General features: G+C 44.6%; 22 protein-coding genes and 1 pseudogene. 19 read left to right on the forward strand and 4 right to left on the reverse strand.

Annotated features, from left to right (window positions below):
* Positions 1-40 precede the first annotated feature (40 nt).
* Positions 41-292, reverse strand: a complete 252-nt coding sequence (locus tag L3V35_RS04945) for a DUF2798 domain-containing protein (protein ID WP_017084971.1) — start codon at positions 290-292, stop codon at positions 41-43.
* Positions 293-376: 84 nt separating this feature from the next.
* Between L3V35_RS04945 and L3V35_RS04950 the strand changes: the two genes are divergently transcribed.
* Together L3V35_RS04950 and L3V35_RS04955 are read left to right on the forward strand one after the other, a co-directional pair.
* Entirely contained in the window at positions 377-1,279 is a 903-nt protein-coding gene (locus L3V35_RS04950; RefSeq protein WP_237298672.1) for a LysR family transcriptional regulator, read from the forward strand.
* Between the two features lie 12 nt (positions 1,280-1,291).
* Positions 1,292-2,167 carry an NAD(P)-dependent oxidoreductase gene (locus L3V35_RS04955; protein ID WP_237298674.1) on the forward strand — a complete coding sequence of 292 codons (876 nt, stop codon included), beginning with the start codon at positions 1,292-1,294 and terminating at the stop codon, positions 2,165-2,167.
* A 151-nt stretch (positions 2,168-2,318) separates the two neighbouring features.
* Here L3V35_RS04955 and L3V35_RS04960 read toward each other — a convergent pair whose 3' ends face one another.
* Positions 2,319-3,200, reverse strand: coding sequence for a LysR family transcriptional regulator (locus L3V35_RS04960; protein ID WP_237298676.1), 882 nt, complete (start codon positions 3,198-3,200; stop codon positions 2,319-2,321).
* 116 nt (positions 3,201-3,316) lie between these two features.
* Between L3V35_RS04960 and L3V35_RS04965 the strand changes: the two genes are divergently transcribed.
* The 5 genes and pseudogenes from L3V35_RS04965 to L3V35_RS04985 all read left to right on the forward strand — a co-directional run bounded on the left by L3V35_RS04965 (position 3,317) and on the right by L3V35_RS04985 (position 8,690).
* A complete protein-coding gene (locus L3V35_RS04965) occupies positions 3,317-4,294 on the forward strand; it encodes a DUF1254 domain-containing protein (protein WP_065206506.1) in 978 nt (325 codons plus the stop codon).
* 3 nt (positions 4,295-4,297) lie between these two features.
* Positions 4,298-4,489 (forward strand): annotated as a pseudogene (locus tag L3V35_RS04970) (NAD-binding protein); the annotation flags it as partial.
* 417 nt (positions 4,490-4,906) lie between these two features.
* Positions 4,907-6,427, forward strand: coding sequence for a M20 family peptidase (locus tag L3V35_RS04975; RefSeq protein WP_171327610.1), 1,521 nt, complete (start codon positions 4,907-4,909; stop codon positions 6,425-6,427).
* A 94-nt stretch (positions 6,428-6,521) separates the two neighbouring features.
* On the forward strand, positions 6,522-7,130 hold the full coding sequence (locus tag L3V35_RS04980) for a DUF3299 domain-containing protein (RefSeq protein WP_017075586.1): 609 nt from the start codon (positions 6,522-6,524) through the stop codon (positions 7,128-7,130).
* Positions 7,131-7,406: 276 nt separating this feature from the next.
* Positions 7,407-8,690 carry a serine hydrolase gene (locus tag L3V35_RS04985; protein WP_171327609.1) on the forward strand — a complete coding sequence of 428 codons (1,284 nt, stop codon included), beginning with the start codon at positions 7,407-7,409 and terminating at the stop codon, positions 8,688-8,690.
* A 701-nt stretch (positions 8,691-9,391) separates the two neighbouring features.
* On the opposite strand, the gene L3V35_RS04990 is transcribed toward L3V35_RS04985, so the two are convergent.
* Complete coding sequence (locus tag L3V35_RS04990) at positions 9,392-10,144, reverse strand: hypothetical protein (protein ID WP_065206503.1); 753 nt, start codon at positions 10,142-10,144, stop codon at positions 9,392-9,394.
* 323 nt (positions 10,145-10,467) lie between these two features.
* On the opposite strand from L3V35_RS04990, the gene L3V35_RS04995 reads away from it, so the two are divergent.
* Positions 10,468-11,367, forward strand: a complete 900-nt coding sequence (locus L3V35_RS04995) for a LysR family transcriptional regulator (RefSeq protein ID WP_237298678.1) — start codon at positions 10,468-10,470, stop codon at positions 11,365-11,367.
* Positions 11,368-11,678: 311 nt separating this feature from the next.
* On the opposite strand, the gene L3V35_RS05000 is transcribed toward L3V35_RS04995, so the two are convergent.
* Entirely contained in the window at positions 11,679-11,900 is a 222-nt protein-coding gene (locus L3V35_RS05000) for a hypothetical protein (RefSeq protein WP_054546072.1), read from the reverse strand.
* Between the two features lie 389 nt (positions 11,901-12,289).
* Between L3V35_RS05000 and L3V35_RS05005 the strand changes: the two genes are divergently transcribed.
* The 11 genes from L3V35_RS05005 (at position 12,290) to secF (ending at position 25,879) form a co-directional block, all read left to right on the forward strand.
* Positions 12,290-12,970: a hypothetical protein gene (locus L3V35_RS05005; RefSeq protein WP_237298679.1), complete on the forward strand. Its 681-nt coding sequence runs from the start codon at positions 12,290-12,292 to the stop codon at positions 12,968-12,970.
* Between the two features lie 87 nt (positions 12,971-13,057).
* Complete coding sequence (locus L3V35_RS05010) at positions 13,058-13,756, forward strand: ABC transporter ATP-binding protein (protein WP_237298681.1); 699 nt, start codon at positions 13,058-13,060, stop codon at positions 13,754-13,756.
* Entirely contained in the window at positions 13,744-15,042 is a 1,299-nt protein-coding gene (locus L3V35_RS05015) for an FtsX-like permease family protein (protein ID WP_237298683.1), read from the forward strand. The genes L3V35_RS05010 and L3V35_RS05015 overlap by 13 nt, the downstream gene beginning before the upstream one ends.
* Positions 15,035-15,835 (forward strand): outer membrane lipoprotein-sorting protein, encoded by an 801-nt coding sequence (locus tag L3V35_RS05020; protein WP_237298685.1) that lies wholly within the window; start codon positions 15,035-15,037, stop codon positions 15,833-15,835. Before L3V35_RS05015 ends, L3V35_RS05020 begins: the two co-directional genes overlap by 8 nt.
* Before the next feature lie 8 nt (positions 15,836-15,843).
* Positions 15,844-17,136, forward strand: coding sequence for a hypothetical protein (locus tag L3V35_RS05025; RefSeq protein ID WP_237298687.1), 1,293 nt, complete (start codon positions 15,844-15,846; stop codon positions 17,134-17,136).
* Positions 17,136-18,194: a histidine kinase gene (locus L3V35_RS05030; protein WP_237298689.1), complete on the forward strand. Its 1,059-nt coding sequence runs from the start codon at positions 17,136-17,138 to the stop codon at positions 18,192-18,194. The genes L3V35_RS05025 and L3V35_RS05030 overlap by 1 nt, the downstream gene beginning before the upstream one ends.
* Positions 18,195-18,245: 51 nt before the next feature.
* On the forward strand, positions 18,246-19,112 hold the full coding sequence (locus L3V35_RS05035) for a response regulator transcription factor (RefSeq protein ID WP_145563309.1): 867 nt from the start codon (positions 18,246-18,248) through the stop codon (positions 19,110-19,112).
* 240 nt (positions 19,113-19,352) lie between these two features.
* Positions 19,353-22,133 carry a M16 family metallopeptidase gene (locus L3V35_RS05040; protein ID WP_237298691.1) on the forward strand — a complete coding sequence of 927 codons (2,781 nt, stop codon included), beginning with the start codon at positions 19,353-19,355 and terminating at the stop codon, positions 22,131-22,133.
* A gap of 269 nt (positions 22,134-22,402) precedes the next feature.
* Positions 22,403-22,867 (forward strand): hypothetical protein, encoded by a 465-nt coding sequence (locus L3V35_RS05045; protein ID WP_237298693.1) that lies wholly within the window; start codon positions 22,403-22,405, stop codon positions 22,865-22,867.
* Between the two features lie 271 nt (positions 22,868-23,138).
* Positions 23,139-24,938, forward strand: coding sequence for a protein translocase subunit SecD (gene secD, locus L3V35_RS05050; protein WP_237298694.1), 1,800 nt, complete (start codon positions 23,139-23,141; stop codon positions 24,936-24,938).
* Between the two features lie 2 nt (positions 24,939-24,940).
* A complete protein-coding gene (gene secF, locus L3V35_RS05055; protein WP_237298696.1) occupies positions 24,941-25,879 on the forward strand; it encodes a protein translocase subunit SecF in 939 nt (312 codons plus the stop codon).
* Positions 25,880-25,920: the final 41 nt, after the last annotated feature.

Below are 25,920 nucleotides of genomic sequence, written 5' to 3' on the forward strand. Positions count from 1 at the left end.
GGAAGAACCTAGGTCATAGCTCCTGAACATTAGCCCTTGATCATCGTTCCGTGATCTCTGGTACGCAAAGCGTTCTCGGGCGACAAATCCATGCTGAGAGTTTTCTGATCAAAGGGAGTACGGTGAGGTTGAGCGTGATGGCACACGGCCAAGCAATCAAAAAGCTTTGCAGCCAGATTGGCGGCCATTCGTGGCTGAATCCCATTTTGTAGCCAGAAATTAACCCAGACATGATGGTCGCCATGGTCAGGGAGGATAAAATCGCGGTTACCCAAAATTGTTTGTTGTTCATACAGTGTTCTCCCGTGATTTTCTGTTGTTGATGAGATAAGGTTACATCTATCCATTAGTGAGAAAAATAGGCATATATAGAAGCATGAATTCCATATTTGGAAACATTGATGATCTGTTCTTATTCTGTGCAGTGGTTGAAGAGGGCTCTTTGCTATCGGCCTCTAAACGGCTGCAATTGCCTGTGTCGACTATGTCGCGTCGGTTAACCGCATTGGAAGAGCGCCTCAATATCCGACTTTTAGAAAAGAAAGGTCGTGAGTTGGTGGCCACCAAAGACGGTGAGGCGGCCTTTGCTGCACTGAGCAGTGGCATGGAGTCGATTCATCAAGGCTTTAATAGCTTGCTGGAAGAGCGTGACGCTATCCAAGGCAAGATAAAGCTCGCAGTGCCTCATAACTTCTATAGTGGCTTTCTACGGTCGACAGTAGAGCAATTCCTCACTCAATATCCAAACGTTCAGCTCGACCTAACCCTGAGCCAGCAGCAGCTCATTCCGCAGACCGACCGTGATTTACTGATTACGTTTAAGATCTCGGATATGGAAGGCATGATTGCTCGTCCGCTTTTCAAGGCCAAACACGGATTTTTCGCTAGCCAAGAATATTTGGATTCGCGTGAAACAATAGAAAAGCCGGACGATCTGGAGCTGCAAGATTGGATTAATGTCGATGATGTGTTTGATATGCCGCTCTACAAGTTCGACCGCTTAGAACAGATGATCACGATTAAACCCAAGTTCATCGTCAACGATATTCATGCGGTGGCGGCCGCAGCGCAAAAAGGCTTGGGGCTCGCTTCATTGCCTTTTCGTCATGTATCCCCTGAGATGAATTTGATTCAAGTGCTCCCTGAGTATCATCGGGGTGATCGCCAAGCGTATTTAGTGTACAAAGAAAGAAAATATCAGCCAAAGGCTTTGACCCTGCTTATCGATGCATTGATTGAGAGTGTTCGATCTTTCCATAGTGATGACTTGGTCAAATAAAAGGAGAAAGGAATGAAAGTAAGTTTTATCGGGCTAGGCGTTATGGGTTTTCCAATGGCAGGCCACCTAGTCAAAGCCGGTTTTGAAGTAACGGTATTTAACCGCACTCATAGTAAAGCGCTAGACTGGGCTGATAAACACCAAGGTAAAGCCGCAGAAAGCGTAGCTGAATGTGTAGCAGATGCGGATGTTGTACTTGTCTGTGTTGGCAACGATGACGACGTACGCAGCATGACGACCAGCGAAACAGGCGCACTAGCAGCAATGAAGCCTAACGCGATTCTTGTCGATCACACCACAACGTCTGCAGTACTGTCTGAAGAGCTTGAAGTTGCATCGAAGGAAGCAAATGTTCGCTTTATGGATGCACCAGTGTCTGGTGGCCAAGCGGGCGCAGAAAACGGCGTGCTAACCATCATGTGTGGCGGCGAACAAGCGCTATTCAATGACCTTCAACCTGTGTTCAAAGCTTACGGTAAGTCGTCGGTTCTGATGGGTAAAGTAGGTCAAGGCCAACGCGCGAAAATGGTCAATCAGATCTGCATCGCAGGTGTATTGAATGGCCTTTCTGAAGGCTTGGTACTTGCTGAGAAATCAGGTTTGGACATCCCAATTCTGGTTGATTGCCTTAAAAACGGCGCAGCTGGTTCATGGCAGATGGAAAACCGCGCCACCACAATGGCGCAAGATAAGTTTGATTTCGGCTTCGCCATTGATTGGATGATCAAAGACTTGGGATTCTGCTTAGATGAAGCAGAGCGTCAAGGTATCCAGCTTCCGTTGACGGAAAAAACTAATAACGCATACAAGGCACTGTCTGCCGAAGGGCAAGGCCGCATGGATACCTCGGTATTGATGAAAGCTGTCGTTGAAGAAACTAAGAAGTAGAAGAGACGAAGAAGTAGTCGCAGCGAAGAAGCAGTAAAAGCTTTGCTTAGATAACTAAAAATAGCCGCTGATTAGCGGCTATTTTTGTTTGCGTGAAACGATAACGAGCCTTTTTAACTCGTTTCGGGGCACTAACTATCTAGATTAAAGCCTATCTAGATTGAAGCATGACCCTTTTAATCACGTCATGAACGGCAAGGTTTAGAGGGCTTTGGCGATCGACAAGACGCATGCAGGACACAAGGTTTAGATCGATTCTAAACTCTTTGGGTGGCTCTATGGTATTAAGCGAAGCGTCCTTCCAACTATCGCTTAATACGCAGGCGTGGTCACCCTGTTCTAGAATTTGCCTCGCAACTGAAAAGTTGTCTACCGTGATACTGATGTGTGGCTCAATCCCACTACTTTTCAACATTTCTAAATATCGGTAACGATCTTCATTCCAGCCTTGGCTTCGGATCTTGATAAAAGGCAATTGCAACGCCTCTTCCCATGTTAATTGCCCCAATGACTTTGAAACAGCAATCACCAGTTGATCGGCCATGATGCGTTTCTGGAAGATATTCGTACTGCGGTCTTCATTTAAAAAGTGCACGCCTAGAGTGATGTCACCCTCTTCTAACTTTTGCTCTGTATCTGATGCCCAAGTCTTCAGTTCTATTTGCGCTTTGGGAAACGTTTTCGAGAGTTCCCTAAATAGATCAACACCTGAAAACTCCAGTGTGTAGGCGAAAAAAGCAAGAGTGATTGGCCCATCATAGGTGGCAGAATCGAATGTCACAGGTGAAGTCGCAGAGTGCATCAAGGACAAGGCGTGTTCAATATTGGGCAAAATAGATTTGCTATAATGTGTTGGCCTTAGTCCTTCAGTGGTGCGTTCGAAAAGTGGGTGCCCTAATTGATCTCTGAGCTTGGTCATTTGCTTGCTGACTGCGCTCTCAGAGATCCCTAGCTTTATCCCCGCCCTTTTCAGGCTGTTCGACTGACACAGCAATACAAAAGTACGCAGCAAATTCAGGTCTATACTTTCCATTTGGGCAAGTCCTATTTTCCACACTTTCCTTTTGGGAAGTATAAAGTAATCACTATCGGCAGAGCAAATAATACTCTTCCAAATGACATTCACTTTGAAATATAAAGGTCGCTATTATGAAAAAGCTATTCCCTCTTACTGCTGTCGCTTTATTCTCAACCAGCGTTTTTGCAGCGCCAACTATCGTCACGGAAGATAATTTTGCTCAGGCATACACCAACATGCGTCTCGGCTCGGTGGTAGAGAAAGCCGGTGGTATTAATACATTCTTTGAGATGCCAGTGCCGAGCAGCGTTCCAGAAGAGCAGTTCGTTGTACGAATGAATCGAGACACTTTTTATTCCGTTTCTGTCATCGATATGTCGAACGATGATGTCTATGTGACTGTTCCAGAAACTGACCAATATGTGTCACTGCAAGTCGTAGACGAAAACCACGAGACACAGCCAATGATCTACGGTTCCGGTCGTCATAAAATCAGTTCAAAAACCGACCACGCATTTGTCATTGTCCGCGCTCTTGAAGATGACGCACGCCGTAACCTGAAGATTGAAACAGGCAGTGAGAAGCCGTTTGAAGTAAAAGAGTGGGACATGGCGTCTTTTAGTGCCACAGATAAAGCTGGCAACATAGATTTCAGTGACGGATATGACCAATCAAAGGCGTTTGGTAACAAAGAAAGCGGCCAAACTGATTATATGAATTACGTTGGCGCAGCTGGTGGTTGGGGTGGCGCGATGGTCGAAGACAATATCTATCAAACCAGCCAGTACTTCGATGCGAATGCATGTTATGAGACGACTTTCAAAGATCCGAAGGCAGGCTCATTCTGGTCCGCGACCGTATATAACGCTGATGGGCGAATGTTTAACGATAAAGCCAATATTTCGAGTGAAATGGTCCCCGTAATGAACAGCGATGGAACCTACACTCTCCGTTTTGGGTGTGAAGGTCAACCAAACAATATCCCAACGATGGAAGGTAATAAGACCGGTAAATTTAATGTTCTTATACGCCATTACAACCCGAGTGAGCCAGTTAGCAAAGGCGAGAAAGGTTACAATCCAGCGACGATGATTAAAAAAGTAGGCTAATTTAAATCGTCGGTTCTGAAGGGTAAAGTCGGTCAAGTCCAACGCGCGAAAATGGTTAATCAGAACTGCATCGCAGGTGTATTGGATGGCCTTTCTGGAGGTTTAGTACTTGCTGAAAAATCAGGTTTGGACACCCCAACGCTGGTTGATTGCCTTAAAAACGGCGCTGCAGGTTCATGGCAGGTGGAAAACCGCGGTTGAAGAGACAAAGAAATAGAAGAAATTAAGAAGTAGAAGATACGAAGCACAAGAGGCTAAAAGTCATCGAAGCTTCGTTTAAATAGTTTAAAAATAGCCGCAGATTAGCGGCTATTTTTTTGCCTAAGATAACTTAGAAATACAGAGAAGCATTTGTTCTGAAACTCACCATTGAACAAAGTTTTGTTACGAATTTAATGCCACAGGGTGATCTCGGATCATTTCCGCGACTGTAAAAACCTTCCTCCCCTAGAAAGTCATGCTCGATTTACTCATCCACTACAAATTGTTACCAACGTCTTCTGATGGGTTGAGTCCTTCGCTAGAGATTGGTTTGGTCAGTATTGTTCATTAATAATTGCCGCATAAACCAAAAACACAGATTTACTTTCTACCTAATTAAGGCGTCAAATCATGACAAAACCATCAAAACTCTTTACCAGTATCGCTTCTGCTTTGGCATTGACCGCTAGTGTTTCAGTATGGGCTGATGAGCAAGACTTTAGTTCGATGCAAATGCAAGGCGTCGAAAAAGTGGATATTCAAGTTGATATAGAAGGCGCTGCGCAACGCTTATCGCAAGCGGTTCAGTTTCAAACTATCTCTAACCAAGATCGCAGTGATTTTGATGAACAGGCTTTTCGTGACTACCACCAATTTCTTGAAGAATCATACCCATTAGTGCACAAAACACTCAAGCGAGAAGAAGTCGGTGACCCGCGCCCTTTCAGCTTGATTTACACTTGGGAAGGTAAAGATCCATCACTCGCTCCCGCTATTTTTATGGCGCACCAAGATGTGGTACCAATTGCAAAAGAGTCTCGTGATGAGTGGAAAGAAGATCCGTTTTCAGGTGCAATTAAAGACGGTTATATCTGGGGCCGTGGTTCATTAGATGACAAAAACCAACTTCAAGCACTGTTAGAAGCCACTGAAATGAAGCTAAAAGAAGGTTTCCAACCTGAACGTACCATTTTGTTTGTATTCGGCCACGACGAAGAAGTTGGTGGGCCAGAAGGTGCTAAGCACGCCGCTGACATCATTGAACAACGCTATGAGAAAATTGCGTTTGTTATGGATGAATCTGCTCCTCTTGTCCCTGGTATATTCCCTGGCATCCGTGAAAACACGGCACTAATCGGTATTGCTCAAAAAGGATTCGTTAGTCTAGAGATTGCCATCAATGGTGTTGGTGGTCACTCATCACAACCGGGTGAAGAATCGAATATTGTCGCGTTAGCAAAAGCCGTTGGGAAAGTTGAAGCAGCGCAATTCCCTTACAAAATTCATGATGCGGTGAGATACCAATACCGATACATGGGGCCGGAACTTCCAGAAGCGCAGCAACCACTTTACAAAGCCGTAGCCTATGGCGAAAACGACACGGTGACGGACTTAGAGAAAAAATTTATTGATGTAATGTCTAAAAATGAGGTTACTCGCGCCATGCTTCATACCACAACGGCAGTTACTATGTTTAATGCTGGTATTAAAGACAACGTATTACCGCCAGCAGCTACTGCAGTTGTAAACTTTAGACCAATGCCAGGTGACACTCCTGAGGTGATTATTGAGCATGTGAAGAAAGCGATCGGTGACGAAAGAATGACCATTCGTGATATCTCAGCATCAACGCCTGCAACTAATGTTGCGGATCCTAGCGGTCCTGGTTATGCCATGTTGGAGAAAACGATTCGCCAAACTTGGGGAAATGACCTGATTGTCTCACCGTTCTTTGTTATTGGTGGTTCAGATTCTAAGCACTTTCAAGCACGAGATTTTGCCCCTGATGTATATACAATGACGGCGATACAATTAGAAAGCGTAAAAGAATTCGAAGGCTTCCACGGTGTGAACGAGCGTATCTTAGTTGAAGAATACGGTCGCTCTATTGGGTTCTTCTACCAACTAATGGATAACCTCGAAAGTCTGTAATTCAAATATTATTGACTGATATAAAACGAGACGATGGCTAAGACTTTCTTAGCCATTTTTTCATTAGCCCTTGTTCTAATTAGAAAATATTGACATGAAAAATACATTATTAATGGTTATGGCTTGTTGTTTTAGTTTGTTCACACAAGCTGCTGAAACGATATCTTGGGAGTCATTAAGACCTGTGCAAAATCAGTATCAGGTTCTTTCTCCTGGGAATAAGGCGCTACTTTCTGAGATTTACGCCTACGAAGCCGTTCAAAAAACGCGTCAGTTAAGTCCAATGGAAAACGATGGATACAATCAACGCGTGGTATTGGCTGAAAAATTTGGCTTAAACGTACGTGAGCTGCTTTTACAAAGAACACAACAAGCGAACGATATAGTTCCCGAGCTTAGTATTAACGATATGAAACTGGCCGGGTTTTTAGTACCGCTCGAAATGGAAGGTTTAATAGGAAAGCAGTTTATTTTGGTGCCAACTGCAGGGGCTTGCATTCACACACCTCCCCCACCTGTAAACCAAACGATTTTAGTCGAATTTCCTGAAGGCCATGAATTACAAAGTTTATACACACCAGTATGGGTGACAGGGAACATTAAAACAGGGGCGGTTGATACGTCGATTGCACTTTCTGATGGCAATCAAGATATTGAAACTGGATATGTTATTGACGCGTCGGATATTGAGCTCTATCACTAAACCTGATCGGTATGTGCCGTTTAATTCACTTCTCTTCATGCTCTACACATAGCAACACTAAATATAGTAAATATTAGAATCACTTGGGGTAGGTAAACCACCGAAAACACAATATTCATGTTTCTAACTTCAATGTTTGATGGGACCAATCCATCGGAGGCGATGAGGCGTTATTCCGTTTTCCTTGTAACGTGTCTGTATTAACAAAGGCAACTGGCTCGCAGCTTTTGCATGCAGTTCGCACTACAGCACTTATATACCAATAGGAAAACCAATATGAAAAGCTTAATCGCTATATCCATAGTAACGGCTCTATCTACAGGCTCAGCGTTTGCTAATGAGATCGTTAATGAATCATCCACAAATGTAGATGTTTACAACACTCATGACTTCTTCTTGCAAAAAGGCAATCGCGTTAAACTTCAGTTTCCTATTGAACAGTCTAAGTTTGCTTGGCAGAACCTAAGCCGTTTCTATCCTACCGCTCAAATTGAACGTGATGGACCTGTCTACCAATTCCCATATCAGATTGACCAAGAAATTGGTGAAATATCAGCGACTGTGCACGGTGAAAGCAAGACATTAAATGAACACCTAGATTCTTACCCTGTCGATGCTTTTCTTGTTGTTAAGAGTGGAGAGGTTGTCTTTGAACGTTACAACACGATGCGAAAAACAGATAAGCATAATTGGTTTTCAAACTCGAAAATTACAGCAGGTATAGAGCTGGCTAAGTTAGTCAATGAGGGCAAAGTTAACCCTAATGACCCTATTTCTAAATACATTCCTGAATTAAAGGGATCTGACTGGGATACAGTATCTGTTTCTGATACTGCAAATATGGCGACAGGCTTGAACGCAACAGAGCACGATGAGCCAGAGGCAGACTCACGTATAAACCCAGAACAACCTTGGTTTAAATGGGCGGTTTCCATTGGCGTGTTTGAAGGTGAAGGCAACCAAAGCCCACTTGAAGTGCTGGCCGAAATGAAGCGAAGAGCACCGGGCGGAAAAACATTCGAATACAATTCAATTAATACGTTTGTTCTGGCTCGACTTATTGAGAATGTTCGTAACTTACCCATGAATGAGATTGTCAGTCGTGATATGTGGCAGAAAATGGGGGCAAATAATGACGCTTACACTGTCGTTTCTCCACAAGGGGGATACCCTTTAATGTTTTTCTCAATGAATACCACAATTGAAGATATGACTAAATTCGGTATGTTACTTACTCCGTCAGCCACAAAGTTGGGTAATGGTGGTGTTAGCAAAGAAGTCATTACGTTAATTCAAGACTCTGGTAACCCAGAAGCTTACGGTGGTGGTTATGTTGGTAAGATGATGGAAAACTCTTTCTACAACGACACAAACATCAAGAATGGTTATCAATTTGATGCAATCTTTGAGGATGGCGACTTATTCAAGGCCGGTGTTGGCGGTCAAGGTGTGTATATTTCACCAGAAAAAGACTTAGTTATATCTTTCTTTTCAACCAGTAACGGCAAAAACCAAGAAGAAACTTATGCTCGTGAGATTGCGAAATATTTTAGCCGCTAATTATGCAATCGGTGATTGCCACTTGATGTGATTAATCATTGGTAGATTTGATCATTGAATAGAGTTTTATCTTTTTGTAACGCCAGTCGCCTGACTGGCGTTTTTTTGTTTGTTGAGCTTGGTTATTGATTCCCTGCGAGCGGGTGATTAAGTACCACGATATCTTTGGGTCATCTCAACACAGCTATCCATTATCGCTTGTGTTAACGCTTTTATGCGCTTTAGGCTCGTGGTTACACACCGATGCCATGGCGTAAAGAAGTTCACGTTATATAGATACGATTGTTTGAGCTTCTTCCCGTTACTCATTGTGTTCAGACGATACATTCGATCTCCTTACCCTCTACTCATTGGCAATGCGCGTAGTGTTGGGATGCTATGCAAGCTCAAGAGTGGCTTCGTTTGAATTCACTTATCTTGATGGGGTTAGGTATGCACTAGCAAACGTAAACAGTTAAATATCAATCAATAACGGTATTGAAATAGGCCGCTAGAATAAGGTTTTGAGTGTTGAATCAATATGGGATGTAGGCGTAACTTGTTAGAGAGAGAGAGAGAGAGAGAGAGATAAGGCCGAACTGAATAGTCAATCGTGGCTATTTTAATAAAGAAGAGTGAGAGGGTGTAAGGAAAACAAAGCTAAAAACAAAAAAGGCGAATCTCTCGATTCACCTTTTAACGTATTATGGTTTTTGGTCGTTTTAGAAGAATACTTTGTATTGGAACCAAACCACGGTGTCGTCAATGTCTAGTTTTTGATTGGTTGATTCCATGCTTCCATAAGTATTTTCAACCTTGACTTGTCCCCAACGTGTTTTGTCTGCCGAAAAAGGAGTCGCTGCGAGTAGAGTGGTTTTAACGGTACTCGTTTCAATATCACCATCCATGTATGTAAATTCTGGGTAGGCTGCAAAATAAGTACCATCGGCGCCCGGCTTCCAAACTGCATAAGCAGCAGCCATACCACCTACGATGCTATTGTCTGTCACACCGAAGGCACTTGTTGTGCTGTCTGAATATTCACCGCCCATCACTGCTGCACGGCCAAAGAAGGTCAGAGAGTCGATTGGAGTTCTAAAAATAGCGACACCACCTACTGCAGCAGTAGTAAAGCTTGCATTATCAATGATATCTAATGATGCGGCTACACGAGGTGTAATAGCACTATTTATGTTGAACACATGGAAATATTGAGCTCGGCTGTCTTTATATTTACCTTCATTATCCATCGAACCTTCCAATGTGAACATAGACATCTGCCCGTTGTCATAAGCGTATGATAGTGCCCCTGATAGCTTTAGGTCACCTTTGTTGTTGGTTGCTACATACATATTAGAGCTGGCACGAGTCATATCGGATGGGTCGACTTTTTGAATGTCATCGCCAGCAAATGCAGAAATAGAAATAGTAGCAAGTAAAGCCGTAGACAAAGCGGTCATTTTTAGAGTGTTCATGGGACGTTCCTGAGTTATTTAAGTTAAGTTGCCGAAGCAATGACGCAACTTTACACAAGGTTTTTAGACTCATTAACTCTCTAGCGATGGGCTCGAACCATCGTTGTCATCCAAACAGCGTCGGTAAAGGGGGAGGGCGGTTTCTCGTGGTAAAAAGTATATTAATTCGTATGTTTAATGTGTATTTGGGAAGATATTTGAATTCAAGTCAGAACGTGCTGATAAAAATGTGTCACTTAATAAGAGAAACATACGTTGTATTGGTTAATGTAGACTCTGGTGGTAAGATTTATTATCGAATATAAGGACTCGCAGGGCATGATATGAACTTTAGTCTTGAACAATTAAATACTTTCGTTGCGGTATATGAACAGCAGGCTTTTAGTAAAGCGGCGATAAAATTGAATAAGCACCGAACAACGGTTGCACAAGTTATCACCAGTTTAGAAGACCAGTTAGCGATCACTTTATTCGATAGATTGAGCCGCAGTGTTGAACCCACTGAAGATGCAATACTCCTTTATCATTACGCAAAGCAAATTTTAGAGCAGGCTAAAACTCTTGACCGATTTGCATTAAGTCTTTCATTTGGCGGGCTAGAGTCAGTGACGATAGCCTATGCGAGCTTTTTACCTCATCACGTTGTTTCTAAAATTCGTCGACAGCTTTATGAAGACTTCCCATCCATGCGCGTTAATTTTTTGGTCAGAACGAAACCAGAAATAAAAGCAGGGATCGAAGACGGAAGCATTCATTTTGGGATTGTGAATATATACGAAAGCAAAGTGATTAATAGTATTGATTTTACCTTTTTGGGGAATATGCCTTTTGTTCCATTTGCTCATGCAGGAAGTGAATTATCGGCTAAGCCCTCAAACGAAACGCTCTCAACGATGAAATCTTTACGCCAGTTTGTACTCAAATCTATGGTCGATGATAAAATGACGGAGAAGGTTGTTGTTTCTTCAAAACATGAATATGTTGATCAATTAGCGGTCATTGTTAAGCTTGTCCAAGATGATTTTGGCTGGGCTCTTTTACCAAAGTCGATAATTGAATCTGAATATATGACAGAGAATTTGGTAGAGATAAAATGTGACGAGATCAAACAAGAAATAATGGTTCCCATATCCCTTTGGTGTCCACATTCAAAACAGATTGCTCAGGTAAAAAAATCGATCATCAAGGTCGCTGATTATTATATAAATAAATCAGCGTACTAAAAAACGGACACTGTATTGGGATGAGTTCATCAGGCTATAGAAGTATTTATCTTGATGAGCTATCTATTATGAGTTTGTTTTAGCGCACTTTGAGTCATAAAGTGCCACGAGTTAAAAATTGGACTATCCAAGTTCAGGACATTTCTGAGTTGGCAACCAAACTACGCGAGGCAGGAAGACTTCAAGTATTGAAAGCTGCACATAATTCGTTAACTTATGATTAAAAAGTAACTTCAATATTCTCATACCTATATATGTTGCAACCAAAAGAACAAACGCGAGATCTATTGGTTCTCGCGTAATCTTTTACCTTACTGGTGCGCCTTCTTGCTTATCGGCTTTAATACTTTCATAACTGACGACTGTTTCCACATACCAATACCTGTTAAAGCAAGAGCTGGTATTAAGCCCCATAGCGTAGCGGTAAGATATGCTTCATTGCTTCCTAAGGGTGAATAGAACGCTGCACCAACAAATAGCGCTAAAGTTATGTGTATCCATCTCAAAATTATTCTTATGTTCTTACCATTCATGACGCTTTCCTTGTGCTGTTGTTTTAAGCTCTATGGTAAGGCTGTTTTATCTACAGTTCTTATCATTGCGACAAGCGGTGTTTCCAGAGCGTGAGTTGCTTTACCTTAAGATAAATGGGAAAAATTCATTACAATTGCCAATATAGACACTCAAACACTTAGAAAATAATAATCAGGTAAGTAAGTCTAATTGAGGAGGTCGAAATCAAGTTTAGTCCCGCTTTGATCCATCCATTTTATTCTTTCGCTACTCTTTCTTTTTTGAATTTTCCACTCACACCCCAACTCAACCATTCACTCCTCGCTATTACCATTCGTCGCATTGATAAAACGGCATGACAAATTCTAGTTAACCTTTCAACGTCAACATTTGAAAGGGATTAGAAATCATGACTACTTCACACTCATTTAATTCAAGCTCTACCACTTCTCTGCTTAAGCGTTCATTACTGATTGCTCTTGTTTCGTTTGTACCGTCATTAGCTTTGGCTAACCCAAGTTCAGACGTGCTTGATATCTACAACCAAGCCGCGCAAGGCAATGAAGACTTGGTTGAGGTGGCTTATGAACGCCTGAATGACACGCTGCAACAAGACGGTGCTACGCCACTGACCTTGGTTTACCTCGGAAGCACAGAGACCTTGATGGGGCGTGATGCGTTCTTGCCTTGGAATAAGATGAAGTATGTCGAAAAGGGCTTATCGACCATTGATAAATCACTGGTGCTGCTTAAAGACGAAGTCCAACCGATTCATGAACAACCTCGCGTTCAAGGGTTGCCCGATTCTTACCTAACTCGCGCAATGGCTGCGGTGACTTACACCTCTCTGCCAGACATGTTTAACCATTTTGACCGTGGTTATGACCTGTTCCTATCGTTACTCGCGGAAGATGATTTCCAACAACAACATTTCTCTGCGACATCGTGGATTTACCGTTACGCCATTACTGCATCGATTCGTGCTGAAGACTTCAAGCAAGCACAGGTGTGGCTTGAAAAAATGGAAAGTACCGATGCCGGAAACATCGAGACCATGACTGCGAAGGCCCTAATAGCGAAAGCCAAATAACAGCTGCGATAGCAAAATAATGAGCGCGAAAGCTTAATATTGGCTTGCAAACGCTTAAGAATGAATTGGTAATCAGAGGGAAATGGAATGATTGAATTTAACGGTATCGGCAAAGCGTATGTGATTGGCGGTCAACGTGTCGATGCCCTGAAGGGCGTCGATGGTCAGATCAAACGCGGCGAAATGGTGGCGCTGTGCGGCCCGTCGGGTTCAGGAAAAAGCACACTTTTGAATATTCTTGGTTTGTTGGATATGGATTATAGAGGGCAGATTAATATTGATGGCCAACCATATCCGACAGAGCAAATCGCCGCTGCACGCTTTCGCCGTCAGTCGCTGGGTTTTGTATTTCAGCGCTTCAATCTGGTTCCTGTGATGACGGCTTTGGAAAACGTCGCGTATCCATTGATGTTGAACCAATGTTCGAAACAAGAACAGCAGACCAGAGCACAAGACATGTTAGAGCGTGTTGGGCTAGGAGATTACGTTCATCACCGTCCAGATAACCTTTCTGGTGGCCAACAGCAACGTGTTGCGATAGCCAGAGCGCTAATCCACAGCCCAAGCTTAGTGATTGCCGATGAGCCGACCGCCAGCCTAGACAGCCATACCGCGAACCTTGTTATCGACATTATGAAAGAGCTCGGCCACGAAATGGGCACGACTTTTATCGTCGCAACCCACGACCCAAGAATGGCGCAGCGTTGCGACAGAATCATTGAGTTAATCGATGGTCAATTGGCTCCACAAGCTGCAACCACGGAGGCGATCTCATGGGCAAGTTAACACAAAGAATGAGCACGTTTTTACTTCCAACTTCGGTGCGTTTGGCGTGGTTGAACTTATTGAGAAACGGTCGACGCAGCCTGCTTTCAGTGTTGATCATCGCCATTGCGGTATTTGCACTGACCAGTGCCGGTGGTTATGGGCTTTACACCTATGAGTCACTGAGAGAATCGACTGCGCGTGATACTGGCCACCTTACTTTGAGCACGCCAGGTTATTTTGAACAAGATGAAGACATGCCGCTGAGCAATGGTCTGGACAACGTGCAAGCGCTAACCAAGAGCATTATTGGCGACAGTGACGTGCGTGGTGTGCAGCCGCGAGTCTATTTCAGTGGTTTGGTTTCTAACGGCAGCAAGTCGACCATTTTTATGGGAACGGGCGTGAATGAGCGTGAATTCGACATGAAAGGTCCTTTCCTTGATGTACGCAGCGGGCAAACCCTGTCGGATGTGCAATCCCCAAGATACGACAGTCAAGAACCCCAAGTGATGCTGGGTACTGACTTGGCTCGTAACCTTAAAGTTGCGGTAGGAGATTGGGTGACTCTGCTCGCGACCACAAGTGACGGTGCTTTGAACGCTTTTGATTTTAAGGTGCAGGGCATCTACTCGACTGGGGTTCCTGAGCTGGATAAGCGTCAGTTATATGTTCATATCACTGCCGCTCAAGAGCTTTTGGCCTCAGATAAAGTCAGCACCTTGTCGGTGTTCCTATTTGAGACAAGCAAAACCTCGACCGTTCAACAGCGCATCCAAACGGCTTTAGATCGAAATAGCGCTAGCCAAAGCGAACAAGGATCAGAGATCGAGATCACTCCATGGCAAGATCGCGCGTTTTTCTACACCAAGGTTAAAGATCTTTACGACCGGATCTTCGGCATCATGGGTGCAGTGATGGCATTGGTGGTATTCGTGTCGTTGTTTAACACCATGACTATGTCGGTGACGGAACGTACTCGAGAGATCGGCACCTTGTCAGCACTCGGCAGTTACCCTTCTGAAATCGTCGCAGGCTTCTTAAAAGAGGCGGGATTACTGGCACTGATTGGTAGCGCGATTGGCGCGCTAGTGAGTGGCTTGGTGTCGGTGTTACTGCTGGTGGTTGATATACAAATGCCGCCGCCTCCCGGCAGAACCGAAGGTTACCCGCTCAACATTTACTTCTCATTGGAATTGGTTGGTTACGCCACCTTAGGTGTGCTGACAATATGTTTAATCGCTGCTTATTTCTCTGCTCGTAAAGGCGTGAACAAGCCAATCACGGAGGCGCTGGTTTATGTGTAAATTAACTCGTTCAATTAAAATGTTGGGCTCTGTTTTGGCTTTGGCCTCGGTTTTAGCATTAACTGTAACATCGACGCCAAGCTGGGCAGTCGATTCACAACAAGTCACTGAGATGATTGCCAAGGCGGATAGCTACCGCTTGAACAGTGCACAAGCCTCTAAGGTAGTGTCCTTGGTGGCGTTATATCAAGACGAGCAACTGGACAAAACCCGTGAATACAACGTTTACACAAGACCAAACCGAGAGTCGTTGGTCGTCTTTAAATCAGCTGTTGAAGCTGGTCAAAAGATGCTGATGATTGAAGATAATTATTGGTTACTGATGCCGAAATCGCGCCGACCAATTCGTATCACACCGATGCAAAAGTTATTGGGTGAAGCCTCGGTGGGCGATATCTCGACACTCACTTGGAGTGAAGATTACCAAGGTGAGTGGGTTGCCGATCAACTGGTTGAGATGCCGACTGGCGAGACAATTGATACCCATCACCTAAAGCTAGCGGCGAAAACCAAGGGTGCCAGCTATCAATCGATTGATCTGTGGTTAACGGCAGACCGAGCGTTTCCAGTTAAAGCGGATTTGTACCTGCGTTCAGGAAAGTTAGCGAAGCAAGCGTGGTTTACTGAAGGTGTGCGAGATGGCTTGCCAAGTGTGGTATCGATGACCTTGCTCGATAAGATTCAGCCGAGTAAGAAAACCGTGATTGAGTACCGCGAAGTAATAGAACAAAGCTTGGAAGACAAATACTACAACCCTGCTTATTTGTCGCGTAACAGTGTATCTGGATTGTAGGTGATCGTATGAGAGCGCCCAATCGCCGACTCCACATAAAGTCTTCAATCACTACTTTGCTTGCTTTGTCTTGTGTAAGTAACACGATTCAAGCAGACGATCTGAGCTTGGCCTGGGATTGGCAACTGAGCGCTGAGTCGGTTGAATCGCGAGAGTCGCCATTCAGTCCTTTAGCATCAGATAATCGTCAGTCACTCAATGGTTTGCTGGATCTAGAGGTTGGATATGGCAATTGGCTTGGTCTGTTCGCAGTGAAAGCCAATGATATTGTGAGCAACAACCCTCAAGAGCAAGACGCGAGCTTTGAGTCTGAATTCATTGTACGTGAGTTGTTTTGGCAAGGTGGTATTGAACTGTCGAATTCTGCTTTCGGGGATCACTACCTTGATGTCACGCTCGGTAAGGTTCGACTAGATTGGGGCGTGGGTTATGGCTACCGACCGTTAGACATCATCAAGCCTTATCGACAAAACCCGGTAGGCATTGTCGCAGAAGAGGGCGCGGGTGTGGCCTCGGCGTCACTGTTCGATATGACAGGAGAATGGACACTGCTTTACAGTGATTCTTCGTGGACTTATCAGGACGTAAATGAATTCGAAAAGCAGAACCAGCAACAAGGATTTGGGTTACGTCGTTACAATCTTGTAGGTGATCACGAATATCAATGGGTTGCTTATTACGATGATGTACGTCACGGCTTGCTCGGGGCTAGTTTGGTTTCGGTATTAAACCTCGCGTGGGAGTTTCACGGTTCTGTGGTTTATCAAAGACAAAGCCTTGGCTATCGCCAGCCGAGCTCAATGCTTAAACCTGTTTATCTCGAAGAGCAGGGCGAGGCTTATCAAGCGTTGGCAGGACTAACATGGGCCAATGACTCGGGGCACAATGTGGTTCTGGAATATTGGTTTGATAGCCGAGCTTGGAGTAACTCTGAATGGCAAAGGGCAATAGAAAATGCCGAGTCTTTGTCGGTTAATCCAATGACAGCATCATTGGCAGGTTCTTACGCTCAGGGCTATCAACACGCCAATTTGGTTCAACACAACATCATGTTTCACTGGTCTTTGGATTCTACACATGGCTGGCTTGAAGATATCACGCCGACATTCGACGTCATGTTATCTCCACAAGACGGCGGCTTTATTGCTACGCAGTGGCTCAACTATCAGGCTTTAGATAATGGCGACTCATCGTTGGATTTGGAACTTGCTGCACGCTTTCTAGGCGGTAAAAGTGATTCTGCTTACGCCAACTTACCCGATAGTCATATGATTCTCTTAAATATCAAAGGACGGTTTTAATGAGTACTTCTTCTAAAAGTGAATTTTCGTGGCCAAAGAGTTTCACTCTGACCACCATTTTCTGCGCTTTGATTGCTGTGACCACGCAAACCATATGGGGAGGCGATTTCATCCTCAACCTCGCGATCAGCTTTGGTTTTGGTTTGAGTGCGGTCGGCTCTTCTTTCATTTTGGTTAAGTTGTTCAAAACCGAATCTCGTGTGTTTGAAGTGGGCATCTCGATGTTGGTGGCGATGACGGTTGGTACGTTAAACGCACATTATTGGTTAAATGGTTTCTTTGGTGACAATTTCTCTGGGCTGAAATCGGTGATGTTGTTGGGTGTTATTTTCTGCTCGGTTTGTTACTACTATTTTTATACGAGAGGCGAACAACTCAGAGCCGAAAATGAGTTGGAGATTGCTAAACGCCGTCAAGCTGACCAAGAGAAAGTCGTGGTGATGAGTCAGTTAAAGCAACTTCAAAGCCAAATTGAACCTCATTTTTTGTTCAATACGCTCGCCACCATAAGCGTGCTAATTGAGACTGATGGCGCTAAAGCCAAGCTGATGTTAGAAAAGCTGACGGATTTACTGCGCGTGACATTAAAAAATAGTCGTGCCGATCAATCTACGGTTTCTCAAGAAGTCGATTTGATTGATGCTTACCTTAATATTCAGAAAATTCGATTGGCAGAACGATTGGAGTTTTCGATTGAAGCGCATGGCATCAGCGACTTGCAGGTGATTCCGCCATTCTTGATTCAACCTTTGGTCGAGAATGCACTCACGCACGGTATCGAACCTAAAGCCGCGGGTGGCCAAGTGAATATCCGCATAGCTCAACAAGCGCAGCAGTTAAAAATCGAAGTTGCAGACAGTGGCGCTGGGCTGAACTCCCCTTCTATTAGTGCGGGCCATGGTGTGGGACTTAGCAATATTCGTCAGCGAATCGAAACCCTTTACGGTGAGAAAGCTAGCTTGACGATCACTGAGCAAGCTGAGGGTGGGGTGGTATCGACAATCTTATTACCGCTTATCAGCGAAACTAGATCTGAGAACGATGAGCCGAACCTCTAAGATCAGTGATTACAAACAGACGATTTACAGTGTGAATTTAAAGGAATAATAATGACTAACCCAGCAGTAAAGCCGAACGTAACGGCAATTATCGCAGACGATGAAGCACTGTTAAGGCACCATTTAGACAAGAGCCTTGCTGAGGTTTGGCCTGAGCTAGAGATCGTCAGTAAGGCAACCAATGGTTTAGAGGCGATGCAGAGTATTCAACAGCTTAAGCCCGATGTGGCCTTTCTCGATATTCGCATGCCAGAGCTCGATGGAATCTCGCTGGCGAAACAATTGAACAAGTTAGACTCTCCGCCGTTGGTGGTATTCATCACCGCTTATGACGAATATGCAGTCAAAGCCTTTGAGCACAATGCGATGGATTACCTACTGAAGCCAATCAACGAAGAGCGTCTACTCGCTACCTGTCAGAAGGTTCAAGCGCGCTTGTCGAGCAACCAAACGCAATCAGGTAGCACGCCTGAGCAGCCTGATATTGCTGCGTTAATGAGTCAGCTTCAACAGCTATCCCAGTCAACCTCACAGCAACCTCAACCTCCTTATCAATCGCAGCCCCTTTATCAACAGCAGAAGAAACATCTCACATGGCTTAAAGCCAGTGTTGGGGAAGACATTCACCTAATCGCCGTCGATGATGTGGCTTTCTTCAAAGCTGAAGATAAGTACGTGTCTATATTTAAAAAGGGTCAAGGCGGTTCGTTAGAAGAGTTTATTCTTCGCGTGTCGCTAAAAGAACTGATCGCTCAGCTCAATCCTGATGAGTTTTGGCAGATCCACCGCTCCGTGGTGGTGAAAGTCTCCGCTATTGATAAGGTGAAGAAAGGGCTCTCAGGCCAGATGTCGGCGTATGTTTCTGGAGAGAAGTTACCGATCAGCCGCGCTTCGCAAGCGCTCTTTAAAGGTATGTAGAGAACTAGCTTAAGGGGATATAGCCATTGATTTTAAAGGTATGTGGAGTAAGCGAGTTTAAATGGATGTTTTAGGCTCTTATCAAAACGCCGCTTTATACGAGTATATTCGATCTTACATAACGTATAGCGATTTATAAAATAAAGATCCAGATCACAAAGATACTCATCCGGTTCAATATTAAATAATAATCGTTAACTCAATCTGTATATTGTCGATGAATGACATTAAGAGGTTGTTATGAAAACATATTATTTAGCAGCGGCAGTATGCCTCACCTTAGTTGGCTGTAGTTCAACATCAAATATCACCGAAACCTTAATCCAACCGGATCCGGCATGGACTTCGGGTCAGCTAGAAAATGGCCTTACCTATCATGTTTATCCAGATCATGAAGAGTCTGTCTCTGTACGTTTAGTCGTGCACGCGGGTTCGTTCCAAGAGACTGACCAACAAGAAGGTTATGCGCACTTTTTGGAGCACATGGCATTCAATGGCAGTAAAAATTTCTCTCAAAATGACGTGATTCGTCTATTCGAAGATGCAGGCGCTAGCTTTGGTGCTGATATCAATGCCTACACTTCTTACCAAGAAACTGTGTATCAATTAGATTTACCTGACAATGTCCAATTACAGTCAGCCCTGACGTGGATGCGAGACATTGGTGATGCTCTGGACCTATCAAGTTCAGAAGTTGAAAAAGAGAAAGGTGTGATTCTTGGTGAGTTCCGTTATGCACGCTTAGACGACAAACCATTCGCAGAACAGTTTTTTGACCACTTCATTGAGGGTGGTCAGTATGAAGGCCAAGATGCACTTGGTACTAAAGAGTCTGTGCTCAGCGCGACTTCCCAAGGGCTAAATAGTTTTTACCAGACGTGGTATCAACCTCAGAACGTTGAAGTGATTGTCTCGGGTGATATCGACACAAAAATCGCTATCCCACTCATTGAAGAGAAGTTTTCAGATTGGCAGCGTGGACAAACTCCCAAGCCAGAAAAACAAAGAATCACAAACTTCAATGACGGTGATTATATCGAGTATGCAGAAGGGGAAACCCCAAGTATTTCTTTGATGATAAACCGAGGTTCAAGCGAGATAGAGACTCGCGAACAACAACATCAGCTTTGGCTAGATGAGACCGCGCAGCAACTGATTCGACAACGACTCAATACCAAGTTCAATGATGCGGCCTTAGCGACTCAATGGGTGGTGGCTGAACATTACTCTATGGAATATCAGCGTTATTCATCGATCAGCGTTGGTTACCCTGTGGGCGCGCGTGAGGTGACTCAACAAGAGCTTATCGCGACATTGGCATCTCTGCGTGATTATGGTGTCTCTGAAAATGAGATCATCAGCGAACAGCACTATTACCAAGATTTGCTCGATAATGTAGAAATTGACTGGGACAACATGGACAGCGTACAGCACGCTAACCAGAAAGCGATGGCTTTAGTGAACGAACAGGTCGTGCAATCACAACGAGACTATGAAGCGAGCCTTGAAGAGTTTGTCGCAAACCTCGACCTTGATGTGATTAATGCCAATATTAAGGCTTTGCTTTCTAGCGACTATTTCGTAGTGGTTGGTATGAATGAAAGTGAAGATAAAGTCGCGATTACCCAAGCCATCGAGAGCTTAAAAGCAACTTATAGCGAAAAGGGTGCCAAACCGTTGTTTTCGGTGACCAGCAGTGCTTTTGCTGTACCGAGTTCGCAAGGCGACATTGAGTTAGTTGAACAGATGTATGTAGACCCATATGTTCAAAAGTGGACGCTTAGCAATGGTATCGATATGTGGTATCTGCGTGACTATCACGCAGGTGATGACATAGGTATTTACTACACAAGCTTAGGCGGCAAGGCAGCAATTGATCCTAGCTTATACCCAGCGACAGAGTTAGTCCTTCCTGCTATTGGTAGAAGTGGTGTTGGCAGTTTTTCAGGAACGGAGCTTGATGCGCATTTGGATCGTGAAGATATTCAGGTTTATCCGTTTATCGATTTTACCCGCCATGGCGTCGAATTTAAGCTCAACAGTGGTGGCTTAGCGGAAACTTTTGCTGCACTCAACGCGATCGTTACATCAGTTAAAGTGTCGCCAGAGCAACTTGAGGCGGTTAAACAAGAGTTCATTCAAAATCGAGATTCTTACTTAGCAAGCCCGACTGGTCAGTTCGCATATGCAATGAACCAAAATACCTATCAAGCGGACAGTGATCATGTATTGCTCGATAGTAAAAGTGTGGAAACGGTTTCTGCTGAAGAGATAAAGAGCGTCCATCAGCAGTTGTTTGGTCAATTCCGAAATAATCAGCTGGTTATTGTGGGCGACATTGATCCAAGTGAACTGAAACCTCTGGTTCGCCAGTACTTGGCTTCTATTCTATTGGAAAAAGCCGTTGTGCCGGACTTTAACGTCGCGTACAAGCACCCATCTAAAGCGCGCATTGATTTAGCGGTCAATACTACTAATAGCACTGAGTACATGCTAAGAGTCATTGCGGAGCCTTCAGCTCATACTGGAATAGTAAGAGGGCAAACGGCGAAAGATATCTTTATGGAAGACATGCTGCAACGCCTGCTTGTTACTCGTTTAGACGCGTACATACGTGAAGATTTAAGTCTAGATTACTCACCTTATGCTTACTATGCATCTCAAGATGGTGATACAAGCCATGACTGGTTTATTGGTGCGATGATCGACCCTAAAAATGCCGATAAGATTGAGGTCGCGATTGATAAAGTGATTGGAGACCTTCTGAAGGGCGTCTCACATGATGAGATTAGAGCGGCAGGCAAGCAATTAGAAGCGGACTTTACGCCTTTAGATACTAGCGTTGTGGACCAAGCATGGTTCGTGTCTCGCTATCTTTTGCACGACTATGGTGTAGAAGCCTTGTTTAACGTGAAAGCGACGGTTAACTCGATTTCTCGTGAAGACATGAATCAACTTGTCCAACGCATCTTTGGTGAAAATAGCCGCAAGGTTAAGAACATCATGCGCCCTAAAGCCTAAAGCGAACAGAAACACTTAACCCAAAGCCAAGCGAGCACCGCTTGGCTTTCTTGTTTCCACCATTCGTAACACCTATACATTACCTGTTGTTAAGTACTTTTAGATCTATGTAAATCTAAATTGCGAGAGCGCTTAATCGGTTGCATCGAATCATTTTCTAAAAAAATGTTTTAAATCAAGACAGCATTTCATTTGTATTGTAGATTGGCGATCTACGAGAATGTTGTTTGGATATTAGATTGCTTAAATTAGGTACCCGATTAGTCTTAATGTTGTTTTTACTGAGCTTTGGCTTAGTGAATTCTAACGGCTATTCGTTCCCTTCTAAGCCATTCCAAATCCACTCCGCTCAAGAGCAGCCTTCGCAGAATAATCTTTGTAAACAAGCTGCTGCGGATAACCCGTCGAGCTACATGGAATGCGATCAGGTTCAGTTTGACACTGCGTCTTTAGGTGATAGTTCCAATTATCACGACACTGAATCGAGTCTCCAAGCGGTAACCTTTAGACGTATGCTCAGCAACGAGCAAGAAAGCGTGGCCGACCTTGAGCCTGCTTATCATCTATTGATCGATTTCTCTCCCCCATCATTACTGGCTTCTCTGCTCTTCAACACGCCGATGTTGGATACTAAGCAGCATTGGACCAGCATTGTGGGTTCTCCGTCCTCCCGGCTTTCGGGGTGGAAAGAGGGCAACATCCAATACTCGCATTTCCGAGAACTTCTTAGCTAATCGTTTGACCCTAAATTGGTCGTATCGATGGTCACTTGTGCCCGTTGAGCTCGCCAGTTAACCAAGACAAACATAGCGACATCAGCTTTAGCATCATTACCGTTCAATCAGCTTGTTCTGGTTTCAGCTATCGATCGTGTTCGCAAAACATTAGTTATACCAATCGTAGTAAATAACTGGTCACCCTCGCTGGTTAAAATGCTCGATCACTGCGTTTTTCCTACGCTATTTTCGAGCACTTATTTACTGTGATTGGTAAAAAGAAGAGATCTTGACTGTGAAAAAACGCATTCCAAGAAAACAAATCAACCACTACTCAAAGTGGAAATACGTGGTGCTTATCGCCACTATCATCGTTATGGTTCTGAGTGCTTTACCTTCTTGGTATGGCGAGAACGCCTCGGTTCAAATTAGCAACCGTTCTGAACAGACGATCGACGCCACTCAAATTACTCAATATCTCGCGAGCGAAGGCATCCAAGCGACATCAGCCTTTCAAAAAGACAAACGCTTAGTTGTGATTTTAGAAGATGCAGAGCAGCAAGCGAAAGCTAAAGAAGTACTTAATGAGCGTCTACTAGACAGCGCAACCGTTGCTCTAGCGATGGAGCCAGCTGCACCTAAATGGCTAACTGATATGGGTTTTGCGCCGATTCAACTAGGCCTTGATTTACGCGGTGGCGTGCAGTTCTTGCTAGAAGTGGATATGGCACCGGTTTATCACGCGCAAGCTCAAGCGGTGGTCGACGAGATCACTAGCGAAGTGCGTTATGCCCGTGGTGAAGTGGTGAACAACCAAGTTAAGTTTAATTTCCGCACTGATGCTGATTTTGAACAAGCTCAAAAGCTGATTCGTGAAGAGTTCCCACAATGGCAACGTGATCGTTCAGATAAATCGCTAACGTTAACCCAATCTGAAGAAGAGCAAAGAACGCTACGTAACCTAACGGTTCAACAAAACCTGCAAATCATGCGTAGCCGTATTGAAGAGCTAGGCATCACAGAAGCATCAATTCAACGCCAAGGTGAAAGCCGTATTCGTATTGAACTGCCGGGCGTACAAGACCCTGCAGCAGCGAAAGATGTGATTGGTGCAACCGCATCACTTGCTTTCTATTCTGTGTACGACAACCCAACGCGCAGCACTCAAACCCTGAAAGATTCAGACGGCAACCGTGTGGTAGTCGACCGCAAGGCAGTGTTGAGTGGCGAACACATTATCGATGCTCGTAGTGGCATTGGTGAGATGGGCAGTGCAGAAGTCAACATTACGCTGGATTCTTCTGGTGGTAAGAAAATGTCTGAGTTCTCACGTCATAACATCGGTAAGCCAATGGCAACGGTGTACAGCGAATACAGTCGTGATAGAGCGGGCAACAGCAAGCAAGACAGTGAAGTGATTAGTGTGGCAAACATCCAATCTCAACTGGGTAGCCGCTTCAGAATCACAGGTGCAGGCAGCTTGGCAGACGCACAAGAGCTTGCATTACTGTTGCGTGCGGGGTCATTGACTGCGCCTGTGACCATCATTGAAGAACGTACTATTGGCCCATCTTTGGGTGCTGAAAATGTAACTAACGGCTTTGCTGCTTTAGCACTTGGTCTTGGCCTTACGCTAACGTTTATGGCGCTATGGTACCGCCGCTTAGGTTGGGTCGCGAACTGTGCATTGGTGGTGAACATGACCACATTGTTTGGCTTGATTGCCTTGCTACCAGGTGCGGTATTAACCCTGCCGGGCATTGCGGGCTTGGTACTAACCGTCGGTATGGCGGTGGATACCAACGTGCTTATCTTCGAGCGTATTCGAGACAAGATGAAAGAAGGGCGCAGCTTTGCGAGTTCTATCGATCGTGGCTTTGACAGTGCGTTCTCTTCTATTTTCGATGCCAACGTCACCACCATGATTGTTTCTGTAGCCCTATACACCATTGGTAATGGACCGATTCAGGGCTTCGCTCTGACACTGGGCTTAGGTCTTCTAACCAGTATGTTTACGGGCATTTTTGCTTCACGAGCGATCATCAATTTGGTTTGGGGGCGTGACCAACGCCACGATGTAAGGATTTAAGCATGAGTATTTCAAAAATGACTATTTCAGACCGCTATTTTTCAAACAGTAATATGACTCGCCTTCGTAAGGTGATGTCTGTGATTTCTATTGTGCTGTTCATGAGCTCTGTGATGCTGGTGGCAGTGAAAGGTTTTAACTGGGGTTTGGACTTTACTGGCGGTGTGGTTGCCGAGGTTCAACTCTCTGATCAAGTAACCAAAGATGCGTTAAAAACAAAACTTGATACGGCTTTCCAACAAGACGTTCAAGTGGTCGGCATGGCAGAGCAGGATCGCTGGACGATTCGTTACAGCCAACTGACAGACGCTCCACAGCCAAACTTAGTGGATGCTTTGTCATCGGTAAGTGACCAAGTAAAAGTGCTTAACAGCAGCGTGGTTGGGCCTCAAGTGGGTCAAGACATGGTTGACCAAGGTGGCTTGGCGGTATTGGTGTGTTTCCTAATGATCATGCTGTACCTGAGTGTACGGTTTGAATGGCGTTTGGCTCTGGGTGCGCTTGCCGCGATCATCTATGACGTGACGCTCATCTTGGGTCTGTTCGCTTTTACTCAGTTTGAGTTTAACCTGACCGTATTGGCGGCCGTGCTAGCGATTCTCGGTTACTCATTGAATGACTCGATCATCATCGCCGACCGTGTACGCGAAATGCTGCGCGGCAATCCAAACGGTGATACTGATAACCTGCTTAACGAATCGGTTAAAGCGACCTTCTCACGCACCATGGTGACTTCAGGTACAACGCTAATCACTGTATCGGCACTTTGGCTACTTGGCGGTTCTGCGCTGCAAGGCTTTGCAATCGCATTGGTTGTCGGCATTGTCAGCGGTACGTGGTCTTCAGTGTCTGTCGGCATCACACTGCCTAAGCTACTTGGTCTACAACCTTGCCACTACCAAGTGAAAGCGCCAGTAGAAGTTGAGGGAGAGTACCCTTAGGTTGTCTATGCTCTAGCAGTACAAGTTAGCAAGTAACGTCA

This window comes from Vibrio sp. L5-1, assembly GCF_021728315.1.
GTDB classification, from domain to species: domain Bacteria; phylum Pseudomonadota; class Gammaproteobacteria; order Enterobacterales; family Vibrionaceae; genus Vibrio; species Vibrio splendidus_K.